Raw genomic sequence first — 17,643 nt, forward strand, 5'->3', positions numbered from 1 at the left:
TCGCCCGCGCACGCCTACGCGCACGCCCACGACCCGCCGGATACCCGGCAGCGTTCCGGCAGTTACCCCACCCCACCGGAAGGTCTCAGCACCGTGGCCCCCTCTCAACCGGCTTCGTCCCCGCTCCCCGATGTCGTCGCCGTCACCGCAGCCGCACCGGACTGCGTCTCCTTGGCAGAGCAGCGGTGGGTGGCCCTCGTCGGCCATGACGAAGCCAGGCCGGAGGAGTGCGACGTCGTGCACTGGTGGCGCTGCGAGAAAGAACTGGTCGGCTACCTCCACGACGCACAGAGCGGCCGGATCATCCGGGCCGATCTGCATCCCGGCTTCCTCGGCTACGAGCGCCGCCCCCGAGTCGTCACCGCGCTCCCGGGCATGGGCTGGACGGCCTGCTACCACCTCGACACCCCTACGGGCCGGACCAGGGAGGACCGCCCGGTGCTCGCCTGGCTGGTGTACGACGACGGCACCATCACCCCCCAAGACGTCGATCACGACGGCTTGGTCTACTGCAGCACTGACACCCACGGCTTGTCCCACATCCAGCCGCCGAGTGAACCCCGATCCCCCCATACGAAGACGCCGTGACGAGAGCCCCATGACTCTCCCTCGCCCAACTCCTGTGTGAGGAAACTCTGTTGGCCGCGAACCAGGTCCGGTCGCGATCGACTCCACTTTCGATACGCGGCCTACCGCACTATTCCTGGCTGCGCGGCGGTAGCCGCCGTGTGATCCGCTGGAACAAGTCCGTCAGCGGTTCGCCGACCTCTTTCCCGAACTCAGTCAGCCCGTAGGTGACTTGGGGCGGCGTGGTCGGCTCGACCTCCCGCCGGACCAGGCCGTCGTTGACCAGTGCGCGCAGGGCCTGAGCGAGCATCTTCTCGCTGATGCCCTGAATGCTGTCGCGCAGCTCGTAGAACCGAAGGTCGTTGCTCCGCAAGGAGATCAGCACCCAGATGCCCCACCTGCTGGTCACGTGGTCGACCACGTCCCGCGCGGGGCAGTCGGTGTGAAACACCTCATACCGATGACCCGCCTCGGCCTGCGTCAGCTGCGCGCCTTCCTTCATGTCCGGAGCTTACCTCTGGGTATGTTCTTACGAAAAGTAAGCCCGCCTCCTAACGTCAACTTCCGTAACGCACAACGGACTAGGAGCTGAACATGATCGTGGTGACCGGGGCTACCGGGAACGTGGGCCGGCCTTTGACGCGGGCTCTGGCCGAGGCGGGCGAGCAGGTGACAGCGGTGTCGCGGCACGCGGCGGCGATGCCGGACGGCGTCCGGCACGTGGCGGCCGACTTGGCCGAACCGGCGGGCCTCACACCCGCGCTGGACGGGGCGAAGGCACTGTTCCTCCTGCTCTCCGGTGACCTGCACGCCCCCGGAGCCAGACCGGCCGACATCATCGGCCTGGCCAAGGCCGGCGGGGTCCGTCGGGTCGTCCTGCTGTCTTCGCAGGGCGTGGCGACCAGGCCGCTCGGCCCGTCGCGGGTCGCGATGCGCGCGCTGGAGGACGCGTTGCGGGAGTCCGGCCTGGACTGGGCCGTCCTGCGGCCGGGCGGCTTCGCCTCCAACGCCTTGGCCTGGGCGGAGTCCGTCCGCACGCAAGGGGTGGTCGCGGCGCCCTTCGGCGACGTCGGGGTGCCGGTCGTCGACCCGGCGGACATCGCCGAGGTCGCGGCGGCCTGCCTGCTGAACGACCGGCACACCGGCGGGGTGTACGAGCTGACCGGGCCGGAAGTGATCACGCCGCGTCAGCAGGCAGAGGCCATTGCCGCCGCGCTCGGCTCGCCGGTGCGGTTCCACGAACTCACCCGCGACGAGGCCAAGGCCGCGATGACCCGGTTCGTGCCGGCGGAACTCGCCGACGACACCCTGGACATCATCGCCGCCCCGAACCCGGCCGAGCTGCGGATCAGCCCGGACGTGGAACGAGTCCTCGCCCGTGCCCCGCGCCCCTTCAGCGGCTGGGTCGCCCGCAACATCGCCGCTTTCCGCTGAGGCACAACTCAACTGAAACGCCGAGGCGGCCTCGTGCGGCTGCGGCTGCGGTCGCACGGCTGCGCCTGCCCATCACAGCTGCTGTCCGCCAACTTCAATCCACGGGCACGCGGCGTCGTGGCCGATGCCGTCACGTCCGGGGGCTCCTGACCGGACTTTCCATCGGTTTCCTGAAACCAGCAGCGCCCGCGACATCCCCGGGCCGGCCGCCCCATGACGAGCAGGGACACGAAACAGGACACGAAACAACTCCCCTTTGGCCGACCACATTCCAGGTATCCAGCAGGGACGTGCCGAGGGCCCGGTCCGGGCTCCGGCGCATCAAAGAAATGAGTGCGTGAGAGCGGTTCATATCCGTATGCTTGTGCGGGCTCACGGCGGACGGGAGGGAAGACAGTGAAGCTTGCTGAGGCACTGGCGGAACGTGCGGAGGCAACGCGTCGTGCAGAACAGCTGCGAACGCGCGTCGTCAGCAGTGCGCGGTATCAGGAAGGTGAGACGCCCGCCGAGGATGCAGCCGAGTTGCTGGCCGAGGCCGGTGAGGTGCTGGGCACTCTTGAGACACTGATCCGGCGGATCAACCGAACCAATGCCGCAGTGCAGCTCGGCCAGGACGGCACGCTCACCGACGCGCTCGCGCGCCGGGATGTGCTGCGACTGCGTCACTCGGTGATCACCGCGGCGGCGGATGCGGCAGCAGGTACCGGCGAGCGAGGTTACGGGCGACAACTCCGATCTGAGCTGAAGATGCTCTCCGCGCTTCCGGTCGCGGAACTGCGGGGTCAAGCAGATGTACTCGCACGGGAGATCCGTGAGATCGATGTGCGGATCCAGCGTACGAACTGGGAGGTAGATCTGCTGGACTGAGCGGTCCCAGCAGGGTGTCACGATGTGGAGCAGGTAGCCGTTTCGGAGGCGTGCACACACCGAGGGCCGGCGGTTTTCCGGCCCCTCCTGGTGCGTGAAGAGCAACGCGGGGTTCGACTCCCCACACACAGCGCAGCTCAGCACCGCGCACAGGTAACAGTGCACATCGCACAGCACATCACCACGTGCAGATCCGGAGCGGTGAGGGCGGGCTCGGGGTATCCCACATCGCAGCAGGCCACACCTCAAGAGAGGGCACTGTCGGGCGAACACCGTTGGCGATTGCGGCAGTGGCCGCCAAGTGACTCGCCACAGCGGAACAAGGGGCGGGTTGTTCTGCCCCCCTTCCTGCACCGTGCTCTGCCGATCACCGTGCCGATGCCGGAGCCGCCCTCACGGCCGGAGCCCCACCTCTGGAATCCACACGTGTCGCCGAGTCCACACGTGTCGCCGGGCCCCTCGACTGGTCGGCCGGCTCGTCCAGTGGGGCCACGGCGTGTTCCTCCCGTCGCAGCAGACCAGGTGAGATGGGGTTTCGGAGCCGGTGAGATCAGCCCGGGAGGGGGATGAACAGCAGGATGCCGTGGTCGCTGGCGGCGGTGTAGCAGGAAGTGCCGGCGAAGGTGGCGGTGTAGAAGGGGGTGGCGATGGCGAAGACGGGGACGATGGCGTTGTGGATGGTGGCGGTGCCGTTGGCATCGGTGACGGCGGTGCCGAGGTTGACCGGGCCGAAGAGCGTGGTGGCGGTGAAGGTCACCGGCTGACCGGCCAACGGCATCCCCGAGGTGGTCGTCAGGGTGGCGCTGAGGGTGGGGATGTAGAACTCGGGCAGCGGGGTCAGCCGGAGCCTGATTGTGCCTGGCTGCGCGGTCAGCTTTGTGTGGGTGGGGTTCACGGTGACGGGGGTGCTGGTGGTGGAGCCGGTGACGCAGCTGTCACCGTTGTAGGTGGCGGTGAGGGTGCCGGTGGTCAGGGCGGTGGTGGTGAAGCATGCCTGCCCCGAGGCGTTGACGGGGACCACCTGGGTTTGGCCGTTGGGGAGGGTGAAGGTGACCGTGCCGGTCGGCACTGTGGTGGTGGCGGGGGTCGGGGTGACGGTGGCGCATACGGTCACGTTCTGACCGCAGGTGGAGGGGTTCGGCGTCACCGACAGCGTCGTCGTGGTGGAGTTGGGGTTCACGGTGACGGAGGTGGGGTTGCCGTTCACGGTCGCGGTGAACGTACCGGCGGTGTAGGTGTGGGTGGTCTGCCCGCTCCCGGTGGCGTCCAGGGCGACGGTGACCGTGGGGCTGCTGTCCCCGAAGTCCACCACCGCGGTCCCGTTCGGAGTCCCCCCGGAAATGCTGAACGTCACCGGCTGCCCGCACACCGGCGACGCCGGCGAGGTCGCCACCGTCAGCGGTGAAATCTCCGTCACGTTGGCCGAATTGGCGTTGGTGACGTAGACGTTGCTGTTCGGCGCCGCCGCCACCGAGAACGGGAACGCGCCGACGGGGACAGTGGCCACGACGGTGTTCGTGGTGCTGCTGATCACCGTCACGTTGTTGGAATTGCTGTTGCCGACGTAGACGTTCCCGGTCGGCGCCACCGCCACCCCGAACGGGCCCCCGCCCGTGGGAACGGTGGCCAGGACCGTGTTCGTGGCGCTGTCGATCACCGTCACGTTGTTCGACACGGTGTTGGTGACGTAGACGTTGCCGTTGGGCGCCACCGCGATCACCCCCGGGACCGTGCCGGCGGGGACGGTGGCCACGACGGTGTTCGTGGCGCTGTCGATCACCGTCACGTTGTTCGAGGTCTGGTTGGCGATGTAGACGTTGCCGTTCTGCGCCACCGCCGCATAGCCCGGGAAACCACCGGTGGGGAGGGTGGTCAGGACGGTGTTCGTGGCGCTGCTGATCACCGTCACGGTGTTCGCGTTCCGGTTGGCGACGTAGACGTTGCCGTTCGCCGCCACCGCCACCGCGTCCGGGACCGCGCCGACGGGGACGGTGGCCAGGACGGTATTCGTGGCGCTGCTGATCACCGTCACGTTGTTCGACGTGCTGTTGCCGACGTAGACGTTGCCGTTCGGTGCGACCGCCAGCGCGAACGGGCCCCCGCCGGTGGGGACGGTGGCCAGGACGGTGTTCGTGGCGCTGCTGATCACTGTCACGTTGTTCGAGCTCTGGTTGGTGACGTAGACGTTGCCGTTCTGCGCCACCGCAAGCATGGCCGGGTCTGAGCCGACGGGCACGGTGGCCAGGACGGTGTTCGTGGTGCTGTTGATCACCGTGACGTTGCCCGAATTGGCGTTGCCGACGTAGACGTTGCCGTTCGGCGCCACCGCCACCCCCAGCGGGGTCGTGCCCGCCGGGATCGTCACCGTGGAGAACGCCGCACTCAACGGCGCGGCCACAAGCCCGCGCACAGCGGCCACCTCAGATCCACCGGCCGGTACAACCGGCCGCACCCCGGCTACCGCCGGAGCTCCCCACCAACCCGTAGTCAAATCCATGACAAGCCTCTCTCAGCTGAGAGGGCCGCCCGACAACTCCCACCGGGGCCCGCGTCGTACAGCGCCGGAATACGCGAACCGGATCACCGCTTGCACACCGGGACAGAGAGAGGACACACCGACACGTACCACGCACCGGCGCACCGGCACATGGCAAGGGTTGCCCATCTCTCCCCGGAGAGATGGGCAACCCACCGGAAAACGGTCACCACCATTAACCCGAAATGGCCAAGGGAACACCACCGTCTTGACTCGACTATCACCCGGACAGACCAATACACAGTCCAACGCAGGCACGCCGCACGAGAGGACGAGCTGCCACGCAATGGGGCCCGGAACGTGGAGCTGAGCAGGGGGACGAAGCGAGAGAGGGAGCCGCTGACCGTGCAGGAGGGCTACGAGGTGGGGCGCGTCGACCGCCCCGCCACCGCTGTGGGGCGGACTCGACGAGCCATACCCGAACTCCCCGACTGGAGAGAAAGCGCTCAGCTTGCACTGAGGGCGGCGGTGGGGTGCAGCCGGGAGGCTCGTACGGCCGGATACAGGCCGGCGACGACACCGATCACGAGCGTGGCGCCCAGGCCGCCGGCCAGCGACCAGGGCGGGACCACGGCGATCCACCCTTGTGTGCGGGCGAAGGCGAACGTGGCGACGGAGCCCAGCGCCGCGCCGGCAGTGCCGCCGAGCGCCGACAACAGCAGGGATTCGGTGAGGAATTGGATGCGGATCGCGCCTCGGGTCGCGCCCAGAGCACGCCGCAGTCCGATCTCCGCCCGGCGCTCCAGTACCGAGATGACCATGGTGTTGGCCACGCCCACGCCGCCGACGAGCAGCGCCACGGTGCCCAGCCCCAGCATCAGCGTCGTCAGACCCTTGTCGGTGGCGGCCTTGGCCGCAAGGGCGTCGGAGGGGCGGGAGACCTTCACCGAGGTCTCGTCGCCGGGGTTGACCGTACGGGCCAGGACTCCCTGGACCGCCTCCACCGAGGCGTCCGTGGAACGCTCGAAGACGGTGGTCGGATGGCCGTCGAAGCCCAAGTAGCGTTCGGCGGACGGGAATCCGACCAGGGCGATGCGGTCCAGGGTCGGCACCAGCTCGATGGGCGCGAGGATTCCGGTCACCACGAACCACCGGTCGTTCAGCAGGATCTTGGCGCCGGGCTCGGTGATGCCGAGGCGGTCCGCGGCCATGGACCCCAGCACGACGGTGGGCAGCCGTTCACTGGCGCGGTTCAGCCAGCTCCCTTGGCTGGTACGGGCATTGAGGGCGTCGAGCAGGTCGGGGCGGGCTGCCTGGACCGTGACCCCCGATGCCAGCTCCTCCGGTACGGCATCGCTGCGGCGCACCCGGGCGTTGACGGAACCGGTGGCGGTGGCGTGCTCGACCGGGCCGATCCGCTCGACCATCGCCACCGCGCTCTTGGGGAGCTTCACGTCCTGGCCGAGGGCGTTCTTGCCCGCCTCGACGGTGAGCAGATTGGTACCCAGCCGGTCCAGCCGGTCGAGCAGGTCGGCGCGGCTGGACGTGGACAGTCCGACGACCGCGACCATCGTGGCGATGCCGATCGCGATGCCGAGGGCGGACAGCACGACGCGGGCGCGGCGACTGCGCAGGCCCTCGGCGCCGGTCCGCAGTACATCGGCCGGCGAGAGCCGGGCCGCCCGGAGTGCGGGGCCGGTCATCGGGACACCTCCTCGGTGTGCTCCACAGGGGAGTCGGCCGGGCCGGGGGCCGCGCCGGAGTCGGCGACGATCTCGCCGTCGCGAAAGCGGATCCGGCGGGGCAGCGACTCCGCGATCTCGTTGTCGTGGGTGATCACGCAGACGGTGGTACCGGCCGCGTGCAGTCCGCGGATGAGCTGCATGACCAGCTCCCCGGAGGCGGTGTCCAGGGCGCCGGTCGGCTCGTCCGCGAGCAGCAGATCCGGCTTGCCGACCAGCGCTCGGGCAATGGCCACCCGCTGCTTCTCGCCGCCCGAGAGCTGGTGGGCGAGGTGGTCGACGCGGTGTCCGAGGCCCACTTCTTCCAGGGCGGTGAGGGCCCTGGCACGGCGCTCGCGCAGCGTCGTACCGCCGTAGAGCAGGCCGTCCGCGACATTGTCCTGGGCGCTGCGGCCGGGAGCGAGGTGGAAGTGCTGGAAGACGAAACCGATGTGCCGGGCGCGCAGCGCGGAGAGCTGCGCGTCGGACAGCCGGCTCACGTCGTATCCGGCCACCCTGACCTCGCCCGAGGTGGCCCGGTCGAGGGTGCCGAGCAGATGGAGCAGGGTGGATTTGCCGGAGCCGGAGGGGCCGACGATGGCGGCCAGCTCTCCTTGCGACACCCGCAGGTCGACGCCCCGCAGTGCGTCGACGCCACCGGGGTACGTCTTGGTGGCGGCCCGGAGTTCGATCACGTCCGGGGGCGTGGTCCGGTCGGTCGGGGCCTGGGTCATTGCTCGGCCGCTCCGACCTTCATGCCCTCGGCCAGTCCGGCGCCGCTGACCTCGATGCGGCCGTCCGCCGTCAGACCGGTCTCGACCCGCACCAGGTGCGTCCCCGTCCCCCGGATCACCTCCAGCCCGTAGCCGCCCTCGCGCAGCGCGACGACCGCTTCGACCGGCACCGTCAGCACGTCCTTACGGCTCTCGCTGACGAACTTCACGCTCAGCGTGCCCTGTTGGTCCTTCGGCGTGAGCTGGGTGCCGCCGTCGAGTGTGATCTCGACCTCGACGCCACCATTGGGGGACACGTCACGGGAGCCGGTGGCGGCCCCGCTTTCCGCGGACCCGGAGTCCTCGGGGGTGACCGTCCCGCTGACCTTGCCGCGTGCGGTGCCCTTGCCGGGCAGCGCGACCTCCACCTTGGTGCCCAAGGTGGCCAGCGCCCGGTCGGCCTGGTCGAGGGAGGCCCGTACGACCGGCTTGGTGGAGGCGACCGTCAGCACCGGCTTCTCCGGGCCGATCGCATCGGCCAGGGCGGCGTCGGCGGCCACCACGCGCACGGGACCGCGCTGGAAGACGACATCGCCCTTGCCGATCTGACCGTTGGCGTCGTCCATCCCGAGGGACTTCTGCCACTCCTTGACGGCGGCCTCGGTCGCCTCGTCAAAGCGGACATCCACATACAGCCGGGAGCCGAAGCCCAGGTCACGGAGGTTGCGCTCCAACTGGAGAACGTCCGGGCCGCGGTCGCCGACCTTCATCGCGCGGAACATCGGTGTCGGACCGTAGAGAAGGACCACCGGCCGGGCGTCGCACTCGTAGAGGCGCTGCCCGAGCGAGACGGTCCGCCCCGGCTCTGCGGCCTTGGTGACCGTGCCCTCCACAGCGGACTTCACCACCCGGCGCTGTGCGTAGTCCAGGCGTCCGTCCACGGTCTTGCTCTGGACGAGGTCGGTCCGGGTGATCTCGGTGGTCGAGGGCGGCGGCTTCTGGCGCCGGCCGTCGGCCGAGCTGCCCTTGCCGGTCTCGGTGAGGAGCATGACACCGGCCGTCGCGGCGGTCGCGGTGACCGCCGCAGCCAGTGCGACGAGCGGCCGACGGCGCCTTGCTGTGGCGCTCACTGCATGCCGTCCAGACCGTCGAGCAGCTTGCCCTTGCACGCCTGGCGGGCCTGCTTGTACGTGGGAGAGTCCTGGGACACCCCGGGCGAGCTGGGGTGGGAGTCCCCGCCGGGGATGACATTGCCGTCCTGCAGCTGCGGGTTGGTGAACTTCGATACGCCGTGAGAGCGCATGCACTTGGCGTGCGCGAGCATCGACTCGTATTCCTTCTGGGTGTCACGGCGCGGCTCCAGCTTCGAGGCGTCGAGCATGTCCTTGGTGCACACGCCGCCCTTGCCGCCCTTGCTGATCTCCTCGTTCCCCGGCTTCTGCTGGAGCTGGTCGATCTTCGACCAGTCGAGGTAGCCGCTCAGCTTGGGGGCGGGGAAGTCCTTGTCGACGTTCTTGCGCATGCACTGGACGTACTTCATCTGTGCGTCGTAGAAAGCGCTCTTGCCCTGGGCCGCACCGCCCGCGGCATCGGATCCGTCCTTCGGCTTTCCGGCGGAGGGCGCGTCGACGACCGAGGCCACACCGTCGTCCGACGACTCGGCGCCACCGCAGGCGGAGGTCAGGAAAAGGGCGGGCACGGCGATCATCAGCGCGAGGCGCGCTGCCCGGGAGCGGGAGGAAGTCTGCTGGGTCATGCGGCCAATTTCCGCGTCGTAGTTGGTGGCCGCTCCATGGCCGCATGATGAGAACGTAACAATGCCGCCGGATTGCTCTTCGCCCTGTGGATAAGTCCTGAGCTGCACAAACTCTCGCCCATAATCGGCGGCATGCCGCATGTGTTGCTGATCGAGGACGACATGTCCGTACGGGACGGAATGGAACTGGTGCTGCGCCGGCACGGCCATGAGGTCGATGCCGTCGCCACCGGTGAGGCCGGCCTGCGGGTGCTGTCCCGGCCCCGCGGCGGCGGCATCGAGATCGCGGTGGTCGACCTGATGCTGCCCGGCATCGACGGCTTCGAGGTCTGCCGCCGCATCCGCGGTCGCGGCCAACTGCCGATCATCATGCTCACCTCACGCGGCGACGACCTGGACGTGGTCAGCGGCCTGGAGGCCGGCGCCGACGACTACGTGGTCAAGCCGATCACCGGCCGGGTGCTGGAGGCCCGGATCCGGGCCGCCCTGCGCCGGGCCGGCCCGCTCACGCGGATGGAGTGCGACGACTTCGCCGGGCTCGTCATCGACCGGGCCGGCCTGACCGTCACCAAACACGGCACCCCCATCCCCCTCCCGCCCACCGAACTGCGACTGCTGCTGCAGCTGTCCGCCTCACCGGGCCGGGTCTTCAGCCGCGAACAGCTCCTCGATCTCGTATGGGAACACGACTTCCTGGGGGACTCGCGGCTGGTGGACGCGGCCGTCGGGCGGCTGCGCGCCAAGCTGGAGGACGTCCCCGCCAAGCCTCGCTACATCCAGACGGTGCGCGGCTTCGGCTATCGCTTCGGGCCGCTGTGAGGGCCGCGAAGAAGCCGGCCGAAAGGACCGCCCCGGGAAGGGGCGCGCGGTCCGTACCGACGGCGGAAGGGGACGGCGGACGGGCCCGACGCCGGCTGCCGCGCGTGGACGGGCTGCGCGGGCGTCTCCTGATCACCGTCGTCGTGGTCGCCTTGATCAGCGCGGTCACCGCCACGGCACTGGCGTACCGGGAATCGCGCGAGGCGGTCCTCAAGCGGGCCCAGAACGCCGCCGTGGACGACTTCCGCAGCCGGGTCGAGCAGCTGGTGCCGGAGATCGACGTCCCCACCGACCCCCGGTCCATGGCCCGCTTCGCGAGCAAGGTCTCGTCCGGCATGCGCGGCTCGCTCGTCGTCGTGCAGTACCGCGACTTCACCGTCGGCTCCGACCGGTCCGCCGACCGGACCCGGATCACTCCCGAACTCCGTGTGGCCGTGCGCGCCCACCCCCGGGTCTCCCTGCAGCGGGTGCAGTACGCCGGGAAGCCCTGGCTGGTCCTGGGCGCCCCGGTCGGCCTCGGCTCACCGTCAGGTCCGGGCGCCGCCGCGCAGCCGTCCGGTGTCGAGATATTCGCGGTCGTCTCCCTGGCGGAAGAGGAACGCGACACGGCCGAGCTGGTGCGCAGCGTCCAGGGCGGCCTGGTGCCGGTGGTGCTGCTGGCCGTTCTCCTGGCGCTGCTCGCGGCCCGTACGGTGCTGCGACCGGTCCACCGTCTGGCGCGGGCCACGCGCCGGCTGGCCACCGGCGAGCTGAGCATCCGGGTCGAGGAGAAGGGACGGGACGAACTGGCCGAGCTGGCCCACACCTTCAACGAGACGGCCGGCACCCTGGAGCACACCGTCGGCGAGCTGCGCGAACAGGAGGCCCTGGCCCGCCGCTTCGTCGCCGACGTCTCCCACGAGCTGCGCACCCCGCTCGCCGCGATGACCATGGTCTGCAGCGTGCTGGACGAGGACGCCGGCCAACTCACCCCGGACACCGCGCACGCGGCCCGTACGGTCAGTGCCGAGACCGCCAAGCTGGCCCGGCTCGTCGACGACCTCATCGAGATATCCCGCTTCGACGCCCGGGCCGTGGCACTCACCGTGCACGAACTGGACCTGGCCGAGGCGGTACGCGCCACGCTCGCCGCCCGCTGCTGGACCCACCGGGTCGAGACCGATCTGCCCCCGGGCATACGGGCCCGGCTCGACCGCCGCCGCCTGGACGTCATCGTCGCCAACCTCGTCGCCAACGCCCTGCGGCACGGTGCACCGCCGGTGACCGTCACCGTGCGGACCGTGGTCGGCGACCGGCTGACCGTCTCGGTCGCCGACCACGGCCCCGGCCTGTCCCCCGAGGCCGCCCGCCATGTGTTCGACCGCTTCTACAAGGCCGACAGCGCCCGCGCCCGCTCCGAGGGGAGCGGCCTGGGGATGGCCATCGCCCTGGAGAACGCGCGCCTGCACGGCGGCACCATAGAGATCGCGCCCCAGACGCCCGGCACCGGCGCGGTCTTCACTCTCCGCCTCCCCCTCCGTACGGACTCCGCCTCATGACGCGCCCCCGCACCGCTTTCCTCTGCGCTCTGCTCGCCCTGGCCGGCACGGGCTGCGGCATCCGCCCCACCGGCGTCACCGACGGCGGCACGGCTCCCTCCGGGATCTCGAACGGCATGCGGGTCTACTTCGCCTCCGACAACGGCCCGCGCGGAGTGTCCCGGCCCGGTGTCACCGTGGATCAACTCGACGACGTCTTCAAACTGTTGGCCGACGGCCCCACTGCCGGGGAGCGGGCGAACGGGCTGGCCAATCTGGTCCCCGAGAACGCGGGGTTCCACGCCACCAGCACTCGCGGCCACGTCACTCTCCGTGCCACAGGTTCCTTCGTCGCGTCGCCCCAGGACCAGAGAACCGGCCAATTGGTCTGCACCCTCGCCCGAGCCGAGGTCCTGATCCACGGCACCCGCCCGGACAAAGTCCAGGTGACCCTCGTCGGCGACGAAGGGCGCGCCGGTCCGTATCAGTGCCAGCAGTTCCTGCAGCGCTGAGCCGTCGAGGACGAGAACTTCCCGGCGCACCGGGGGAGCCGGAAGCGACCTGGACCGGGCCGTCACGGTGGAGGGTGTTGATGGTTGCGCGCCCGTCGCAGCTCGGTGAGCCGCTGGACGACAAAAGGCAAAGGCAAGGAGGGTACCCACTCCTCGCCACTCTCAACTTATAGCGCACCAGGGGGCTTGCGGCAAGACCCAGGTCGTGCCGCAGAATCGCCCGCCGAGGCCAGAAGTTGAGGAAATGAGAGTCGCGGAATGCGTGTGCTGTTGTCGACGTACGGGTCACGCGGGGACATCGAGCCGATGGTGGGGCTCGCGGTGCGGTTGCGGGCACTCGGCGCGGAGGTGCGGAGGTGCGCACCGCCGGTCTACGTGGGGTTCGGCAGCATGCCCATGCGCGCCTCGAAGGACGCCGCGGGGGTGGCCATCGAGGCGATCCGCACGCAGGGCCGCCGCGCACTCGTCGGGCGCGGCTGGGCCGGCCTTGCCCTGGTCGACGACCTGGACGACTGCTTCGTCGTCGGCGAGGTCAACCTTCAGGCGCTGTTCCGCCGGGCGGCCGCCGTCGTGCACCACGGCGGCGCGGGCACCACGACGACGGCCGCACGAGCCGGTGCGCCCCAGGTGGTGGTACCCCAGGCGGTCGACCAGCCGTACTGGGCCGGCCGGGTGGCCGACCTGGGCATCGGCACGGCCCTTGACGGCCCGACTCCGACCACCGGGGCGCTGTCCGCCGCGCTTGAGACGGCCCTGACCCCCGAGACCCGCTCACGAGCGACCGCCGTGGCCGCCACGATCCGCACCGACGGGGCAACGGTGGCTGCGAAGCTGCTGCTCGACGCGATCAGCCGAGGAAGGCCGTCCATGTCCGCGTGAACCACGGGGTCGTCGAGCCAGGACCCGGAACACGAGAACCTGCAATCCCTGGCGGACCGAACCGACAACGGCCACGGTGTCCACATCAGGCGAGCGTTGCTCGTCGTGGCCACCAGGTTCGTCACGCCGGCCGGGACGCCTTGCCGCGCGCATGTGGCCGCGAGCGACCTGAGATCGGAGCCGATACCGTGCACCCGCTGACATCCAGCGTGTTCGACCTTCCCGACCGCCATTCCCCCAAGGCCGACCCGGCGCTGATCGCCGGCGACGAGCGGCACTTCGCGGCCATCGCGGAGAGCCATGAGCAGATGATCGCCGAACTGTCCGACCGCCTCGATGCCGAGCGCAGGGCGCCCGGCGGCGTGGGCCGGCAGGCGATGGACCGGGACGCGGAGATCCACCGGCTGACCGCTCGCCTGCGCGCACTGCGCCGCTTCGGCTTGGACCTGTGCCTCGGACACATGGTCAGCGCGGACAACCCCGACCCGGTGTACGTCGGACGACTTGGCCTTACGGACAGCACGGGTCGTCGGCTGCTGCTCGACTGGCGCTCCCCCGCGGCCGAGCCGTTCTTCGGCGCCACCCACGCCCACCCGATGGGTCTGGTAAGCCGTCGCAGGTATCGCTGGACCCGCGGCCGGATCAGCGACTACTGGGACGAGGTGTTCGCCTCGGACGGGTTTGCCGGGCACGCCGCGCTCGACGACCAGTCCGCCTTCATAGCGAGCCTGGGCTGCAACAGGTCGGCACGGATGCGAGACGTGCTCGGCACCATCCAGGCCGACCAGGACGCCATCATCCGCGCGGGATCCCGCGGCGCTCTCGTCGTCGATGGCGGTCCGGGTACAGGGAAGACCGTCGTCGCTCTGCACCGTTCCGCCTACCTTCTCTACTCCGACCCTCGCCTCGGGCACCGTCGGGGCGGAGTGCTGTTCGTCGGTCCGCACCGGCCCTACCTGGCCTACGTCGCCGATGTCCTGCCGAGTCTCGGAGAGGAGGGCGTGCAGACCTGCACTGTGCGAGACCTCGTCGCCGAGGGGGCCGCAGCAGCGGTCGAGACCGACCCGGACGTGGCCCGCCTGAAGTCGTCCGCGGACATGGTGAAGGCGATCGAAAAGGCCGTCAGGTTCTACGAGGAGCCGCCCGCCGAGGGAATGACGGTCACGACCGACTGGTCCGACATCTGGCTGAGCGCCGACGACTGGGCCGAGGCATTCGAGGCACCGGAGCCAGGTACTCCGCACAACGAGGCGCGTGAGCAGATCTGGGAGGAGCTGCTCACGATCCTGGTGGACAAGCACGACGGTGGTGTCTCGCCCGACCTCTTCCGGAGGTCACTGCTGCACGACGAAGAGCTGGTCACCACCCTCAACCGCGCCTGGCCACTGCTCGAAGCGGCCGACCTCGTCGGAGACCTGTGGTCGGTACCGGCCTACCTGCGGATGTGCGCTCCCTGGCTCAGCCGCGACGAGGTGCGCAAGCTTCAGCGCAAGGAAGCCCCCCAGGCCTGGACGGTGTCCGACCTGCCGCTCCTGGACGCGGCGCGGCAGCGGCTCGGCGACCCGGAGGCGGCACGACGACAACGTCGGCACAAGGCCGCTGTCGCTGCCGAACGCGCGCGCATGGCCGACGTCATCGACAACGTGCTCGCGGCCGATGACGACGGTGAAGGGGCGGTGACGATGCTGCGCGGACAGGACCTGCGGGACAGTCTGGTCGACGAGACCTCCCTCCCGTCTCCCGACCACCGCCCGTCGACGAGCCGCCCCTCGACGAGCCGCTCCGCGGCGGCACACCTGTCGGACGGCGTCGAACCGGACCTGCTCGCCGGCCCGTTCGCGCATATCGTCGTGGACGAGGCTCAGGAGCTGACCGACGCGGAGTGGCAGATGCTGCTGCTCCGGTGCCCGTCCCGGAGCTTCACCATCGTCGGGGACCGCGCCCAGGCCCGGCACGGGTTCACCGAGTCATGGCGGGAACGGCTGGAGCGAATCGGGCTCGACCGGATCAACCTGGCCTCCCTGAGCATCAACTACCGGACACCGGAAGAAGTCATGGCGGAGGCCGAGCCGGTCATCCGGGCCGTGCTCCCGGACGCCAACGTGCCGACCTCCATCCGCAGCAGCGACGTCCCCGTCATACACGGATCTGCTGCGGATCTGAGCGCGATCCTCGACACCTGGCTCACCGCACATGCCGACGGGATCGCCTGCGTCATCGGCGATCCCACGTTCCAGCCGATGTCCCGCGTTCGGTCGCTGACCCCGGAGCTGTCGAAGGGGCTCGAATTCGACCTGGTCGTCGTTATCGACCCGGATGAGTTCGGCAAGGGCATCGAAGGAGCGGTCAACCGCTATGTCGCCATGACCCGGGCGACCCAGCAACTTGTCATCCTCACGAACTCCTGATGCCGGCCGGACACATGCCGCTCCGGGCCCGCTCCGGGCCCGCCATCGCGGCCTGCCATCAAGGCCCTGGCCGCCTCCGCGGTCAGTGTCACCTCGGGAGGGTATGCGGGCGATGGCCGCGCGACGGCACGGAGCCAGTCGACCGCCTCGACCACGCACGGCCCTTACGTAGGACACGGTCTAAGCGACCGTGAGCACGATCTTGCCCTGGATGTGCCCTTGGGCGGCGCGCCCGTGCGCTGCGTGGGCGTCCGCGAGCGCGAACGTGCTGTCCATCGCGACGCGGACCGTGCCCGCGTCGAGCAGGCGCCCCAGTTCGGCGAGCTGAGCGCCGTTCGCGCGGACCTGTGTGCCGGTGACGGTCACACCCAGTTTTGCGTTCTCCTCGTCATCGAACTCCCCGAAGTACACCGGGTAAAGGGCACCGCCGCGCTTGAGGGTGGGCAGGAAGCGCCGGCTGGCGGGGCCTCCGACGGCGTCCAGGACGAGGTCGATGTCGCGGACGATGTCCTCGGGGCGCTCCTTGGTGTAGTCGATGAACTCGTCGGCGCCGAGCTCGCGCAGGAATGTCTCGTGGGCGCCGGAGGCCACGGCGATGACGCGGGCCCCCTTCCACTTGGCCAGTTGCAGGGCAAGGTGACCCACGCCGCCGCCGGCGCCGTTGATGAGCACGGTGGTGTCGCTGTTCAGCGCCGTGGGGCGGTGCCTGGCCTCCTGGAAAGGGGAGGGATGGTCATGTCCGACCTCGATCAGGTATTGCCATGCCGTCAGCCCCGACATGGGCAGTCCGGCGGCGTGCGCGTGGTCGACAGTGGCCGGCTTGAGGGCGAGGTCGGCTGCGGGTGCGGTGACGTACTCGGCGTAAGCACCGCTCTGCATCAGAACGGGGAAGCGCAGCAGGCCCATCACCTCATCCCCGGCCGTGAAGCCATGGACATCGGCGGCGACGGCTTCCACGACACCCGAGATGTCGGTCCCCGGAATCAGGGGCAGGTCGAACGGGGGCCTGAACTCGGCAGGAATTCCGGGCATACCCTCGCGCACGTACCAGTCAGGCGGGTTGAGACCGACCGCATGCACGCGGACGAGCACCTCACCCGGCGCCGGCTCGGGAACCGCCACCTCCTCGTAACGCAGCACCTCGGGGCCGCCGAATGCGTGCAGCCGGATCGCCTTCATCGTGTGGGTCGGCATCGTTTTCCCCTTACCCGCAGCGCGGGATACGCTTATTCGGATCAGCGATCCACATAAGTGGTCCAGTGATCCGAATATATGGATCACTGGACCGTTTAGTCAAGTGAGGGACCGATGCGGGCCGACGCCAAGAGGAACCGCGACCACCTGCTCGCCGTAGCGGGGACCACCATCACCGAGCAAGGCATTGACGTGTCGATGCGCGACATTGCACGCAGGGCCGATGTCGGGCTCGCGACGCTACTGCGGCACTTCCCGACGCGCGAGGCACTACTGGAGGCTCTGCTCCGTACGAGCTTCGACGAGCTGACAGCCAAAGCGACTGAGCTCGAGGCATCGGATGCAGCCGAAGGCGCTCTCGTCTCATGGGTCCGCGACTGCGTTGCGTGGACAACCGAGTACCGGGGGGTGACCGTGCTGATGGCTGCCGCCATCGAGGACCCCGAATCCGCGCTACACGCTTCGTGCGCCACGCTGCGCGCAGCTGGTGCCCGGCTCCTCACCCGGGCTCAGGCCGCGGGTGTCGCGCGGAGCGATATCGATGGCGACGACTTGTTCGCTCTGATCGCCATGCTCGCCTGGACCGGCGATCAACCCGCGCTTGCGCCCCGTGCCCATCACCTCTTCGACATCGTGGCAAACGCCCTTCTGACGAGCGCAGGCGGCAGCCAGGCCAGGGTGTGCACGACGAACGGTGAAGATGCCGATCATCGGTAGACCGGCCCCCGGGGCGCCACGGCCGCACGTCCGCCGATCCGCGAGGCGGCCTCCCTGTCCCGC

15 protein-coding genes and 1 pseudogene are annotated in these 17,643 nt (G+C 69.7%); 9 read left to right on the forward strand and 7 right to left on the reverse strand.

The genetic code is table 11. The features are described 5' to 3' along the window. The first annotated feature begins 93 nt into the window (after nt 1-93). Nucleotides 94-588 (forward strand): hypothetical protein, encoded by a 495-nt coding sequence (locus D9V36_RS03450; RefSeq protein WP_129292442.1) that lies wholly within the window; start codon nt 94-96, stop codon nt 586-588. Nucleotides 589-697: 109 nt separating this feature from the next. On the opposite strand, the gene D9V36_RS03455 is transcribed toward D9V36_RS03450, so the two are convergent. After that, nucleotides 698-1,069 (reverse strand): winged helix-turn-helix transcriptional regulator, encoded by a 372-nt coding sequence (locus D9V36_RS03455; protein WP_129292443.1) that lies wholly within the window; start codon nt 1,067-1,069, stop codon nt 698-700. A gap of 92 nt (nt 1,070-1,161) precedes the next feature. Between D9V36_RS03455 and D9V36_RS03460 the strand changes: the two genes are divergently transcribed. Then, a complete protein-coding gene (locus D9V36_RS03460; RefSeq protein WP_129292444.1) occupies nt 1,162-2,001 on the forward strand; it encodes an SDR family oxidoreductase in 840 nt (279 codons plus the stop codon). 396 nt (nt 2,002-2,397) lie between these two features. After that, the gene (locus tag D9V36_RS03465) at nt 2,398-2,868 is read left to right on the forward strand and encodes a DIP1984 family protein (protein WP_129292445.1); all 471 of its coding nucleotides are present in this window, start codon (nt 2,398-2,400) and stop codon (nt 2,866-2,868) included. 550 nt (nt 2,869-3,418) lie between these two features. On the opposite strand, the gene D9V36_RS03470 is transcribed toward D9V36_RS03465, so the two are convergent. From D9V36_RS03470 to D9V36_RS03490, 5 genes are all read right to left on the reverse strand, one after another. Beyond that, a complete protein-coding gene (locus tag D9V36_RS03470) occupies nt 3,419-5,278 on the reverse strand; it encodes a virginiamycin B lyase family protein (protein WP_241720681.1) in 1,860 nt (619 codons plus the stop codon). Between the two features lie 572 nt (nt 5,279-5,850). Next, complete coding sequence (locus tag D9V36_RS03475) at nt 5,851-7,047, reverse strand: ABC transporter permease (RefSeq protein WP_129292447.1); 1,197 nt, start codon at nt 7,045-7,047, stop codon at nt 5,851-5,853. Continuing rightward, nucleotides 7,044-7,799: an ABC transporter ATP-binding protein gene (locus D9V36_RS03480; RefSeq protein WP_129292448.1), complete on the reverse strand. Its 756-nt coding sequence runs from the start codon at nt 7,797-7,799 to the stop codon at nt 7,044-7,046. The genes D9V36_RS03475 and D9V36_RS03480 overlap by 4 nt, the downstream gene beginning before the upstream one ends. After that, entirely contained in the window at nt 7,796-8,827 is a 1,032-nt protein-coding gene (locus tag D9V36_RS03485; RefSeq protein WP_129298153.1) for a peptidoglycan-binding protein, read from the reverse strand. The genes D9V36_RS03480 and D9V36_RS03485 overlap by 4 nt, the downstream gene beginning before the upstream one ends. A 77-nt stretch (nt 8,828-8,904) precedes the next feature. After that, on the reverse strand, nt 8,905-9,534 hold the full coding sequence (locus tag D9V36_RS03490) for a hypothetical protein (protein WP_129292449.1): 630 nt from the start codon (nt 9,532-9,534) through the stop codon (nt 8,905-8,907). A 132-nt stretch (nt 9,535-9,666) separates the two neighbouring features. Between D9V36_RS03490 and D9V36_RS03495 the strand changes: the two genes are divergently transcribed. The 5 genes and pseudogenes from D9V36_RS03495 to helR all read left to right on the forward strand — a co-directional run bounded on the left by D9V36_RS03495 (nt 9,667) and on the right by helR (nt 15,669). Further along, the gene (locus tag D9V36_RS03495) at nt 9,667-10,353 is read left to right on the forward strand and encodes a response regulator transcription factor (RefSeq protein ID WP_129292450.1); all 687 of its coding nucleotides are present in this window, start codon (nt 9,667-9,669) and stop codon (nt 10,351-10,353) included. A gap of 104 nt (nt 10,354-10,457) precedes the next feature. Beyond that, on the forward strand, nt 10,458-11,891 hold the full coding sequence (locus D9V36_RS03500) for an ATP-binding protein (RefSeq protein WP_431357638.1): 1,434 nt from the start codon (nt 10,458-10,460) through the stop codon (nt 11,889-11,891). Continuing rightward, complete coding sequence (locus D9V36_RS03505) at nt 11,888-12,382, forward strand: GerMN domain-containing protein (protein ID WP_129292452.1); 495 nt, start codon at nt 11,888-11,890, stop codon at nt 12,380-12,382. The genes D9V36_RS03500 and D9V36_RS03505 overlap by 4 nt, the downstream gene beginning before the upstream one ends. A gap of 360 nt (nt 12,383-12,742) precedes the next feature. Continuing rightward, nucleotides 12,743-13,261: pseudogene (locus D9V36_RS03510) on the forward strand (glycosyltransferase); the annotation flags it as partial. Between the two features lie 188 nt (nt 13,262-13,449). Then, nucleotides 13,450-15,669: an RNA polymerase recycling motor ATPase HelR gene (gene helR / locus D9V36_RS03515; protein ID WP_129292453.1), complete on the forward strand. Its 2,220-nt coding sequence runs from the start codon at nt 13,450-13,452 to the stop codon at nt 15,667-15,669. Nucleotides 15,670-15,849: 180 nt separating this feature from the next. Here the strand turns inward: helR and D9V36_RS03520 are convergent, their stop codons facing one another. Beyond that, a complete protein-coding gene (locus D9V36_RS03520) occupies nt 15,850-16,863 on the reverse strand; it encodes an NADP-dependent oxidoreductase (protein WP_206739590.1) in 1,014 nt (337 codons plus the stop codon). Nucleotides 16,864-16,977: 114 nt separating this feature from the next. Between D9V36_RS03520 and D9V36_RS03525 the strand changes: the two genes are divergently transcribed. Further along, nucleotides 16,978-17,580: a TetR/AcrR family transcriptional regulator gene (locus tag D9V36_RS03525; RefSeq protein ID WP_129292454.1), complete on the forward strand. Its 603-nt coding sequence runs from the start codon at nt 16,978-16,980 to the stop codon at nt 17,578-17,580. Nucleotides 17,581-17,643 lie beyond the last annotated feature (63 nt).

It is taken from the genome of Streptomyces lydicus (genome assembly GCF_004125265.1).
Taxonomy (GTDB): Bacteria; Actinomycetota; Actinomycetes; order Streptomycetales; family Streptomycetaceae; genus Streptomyces; species Streptomyces lydicus_C.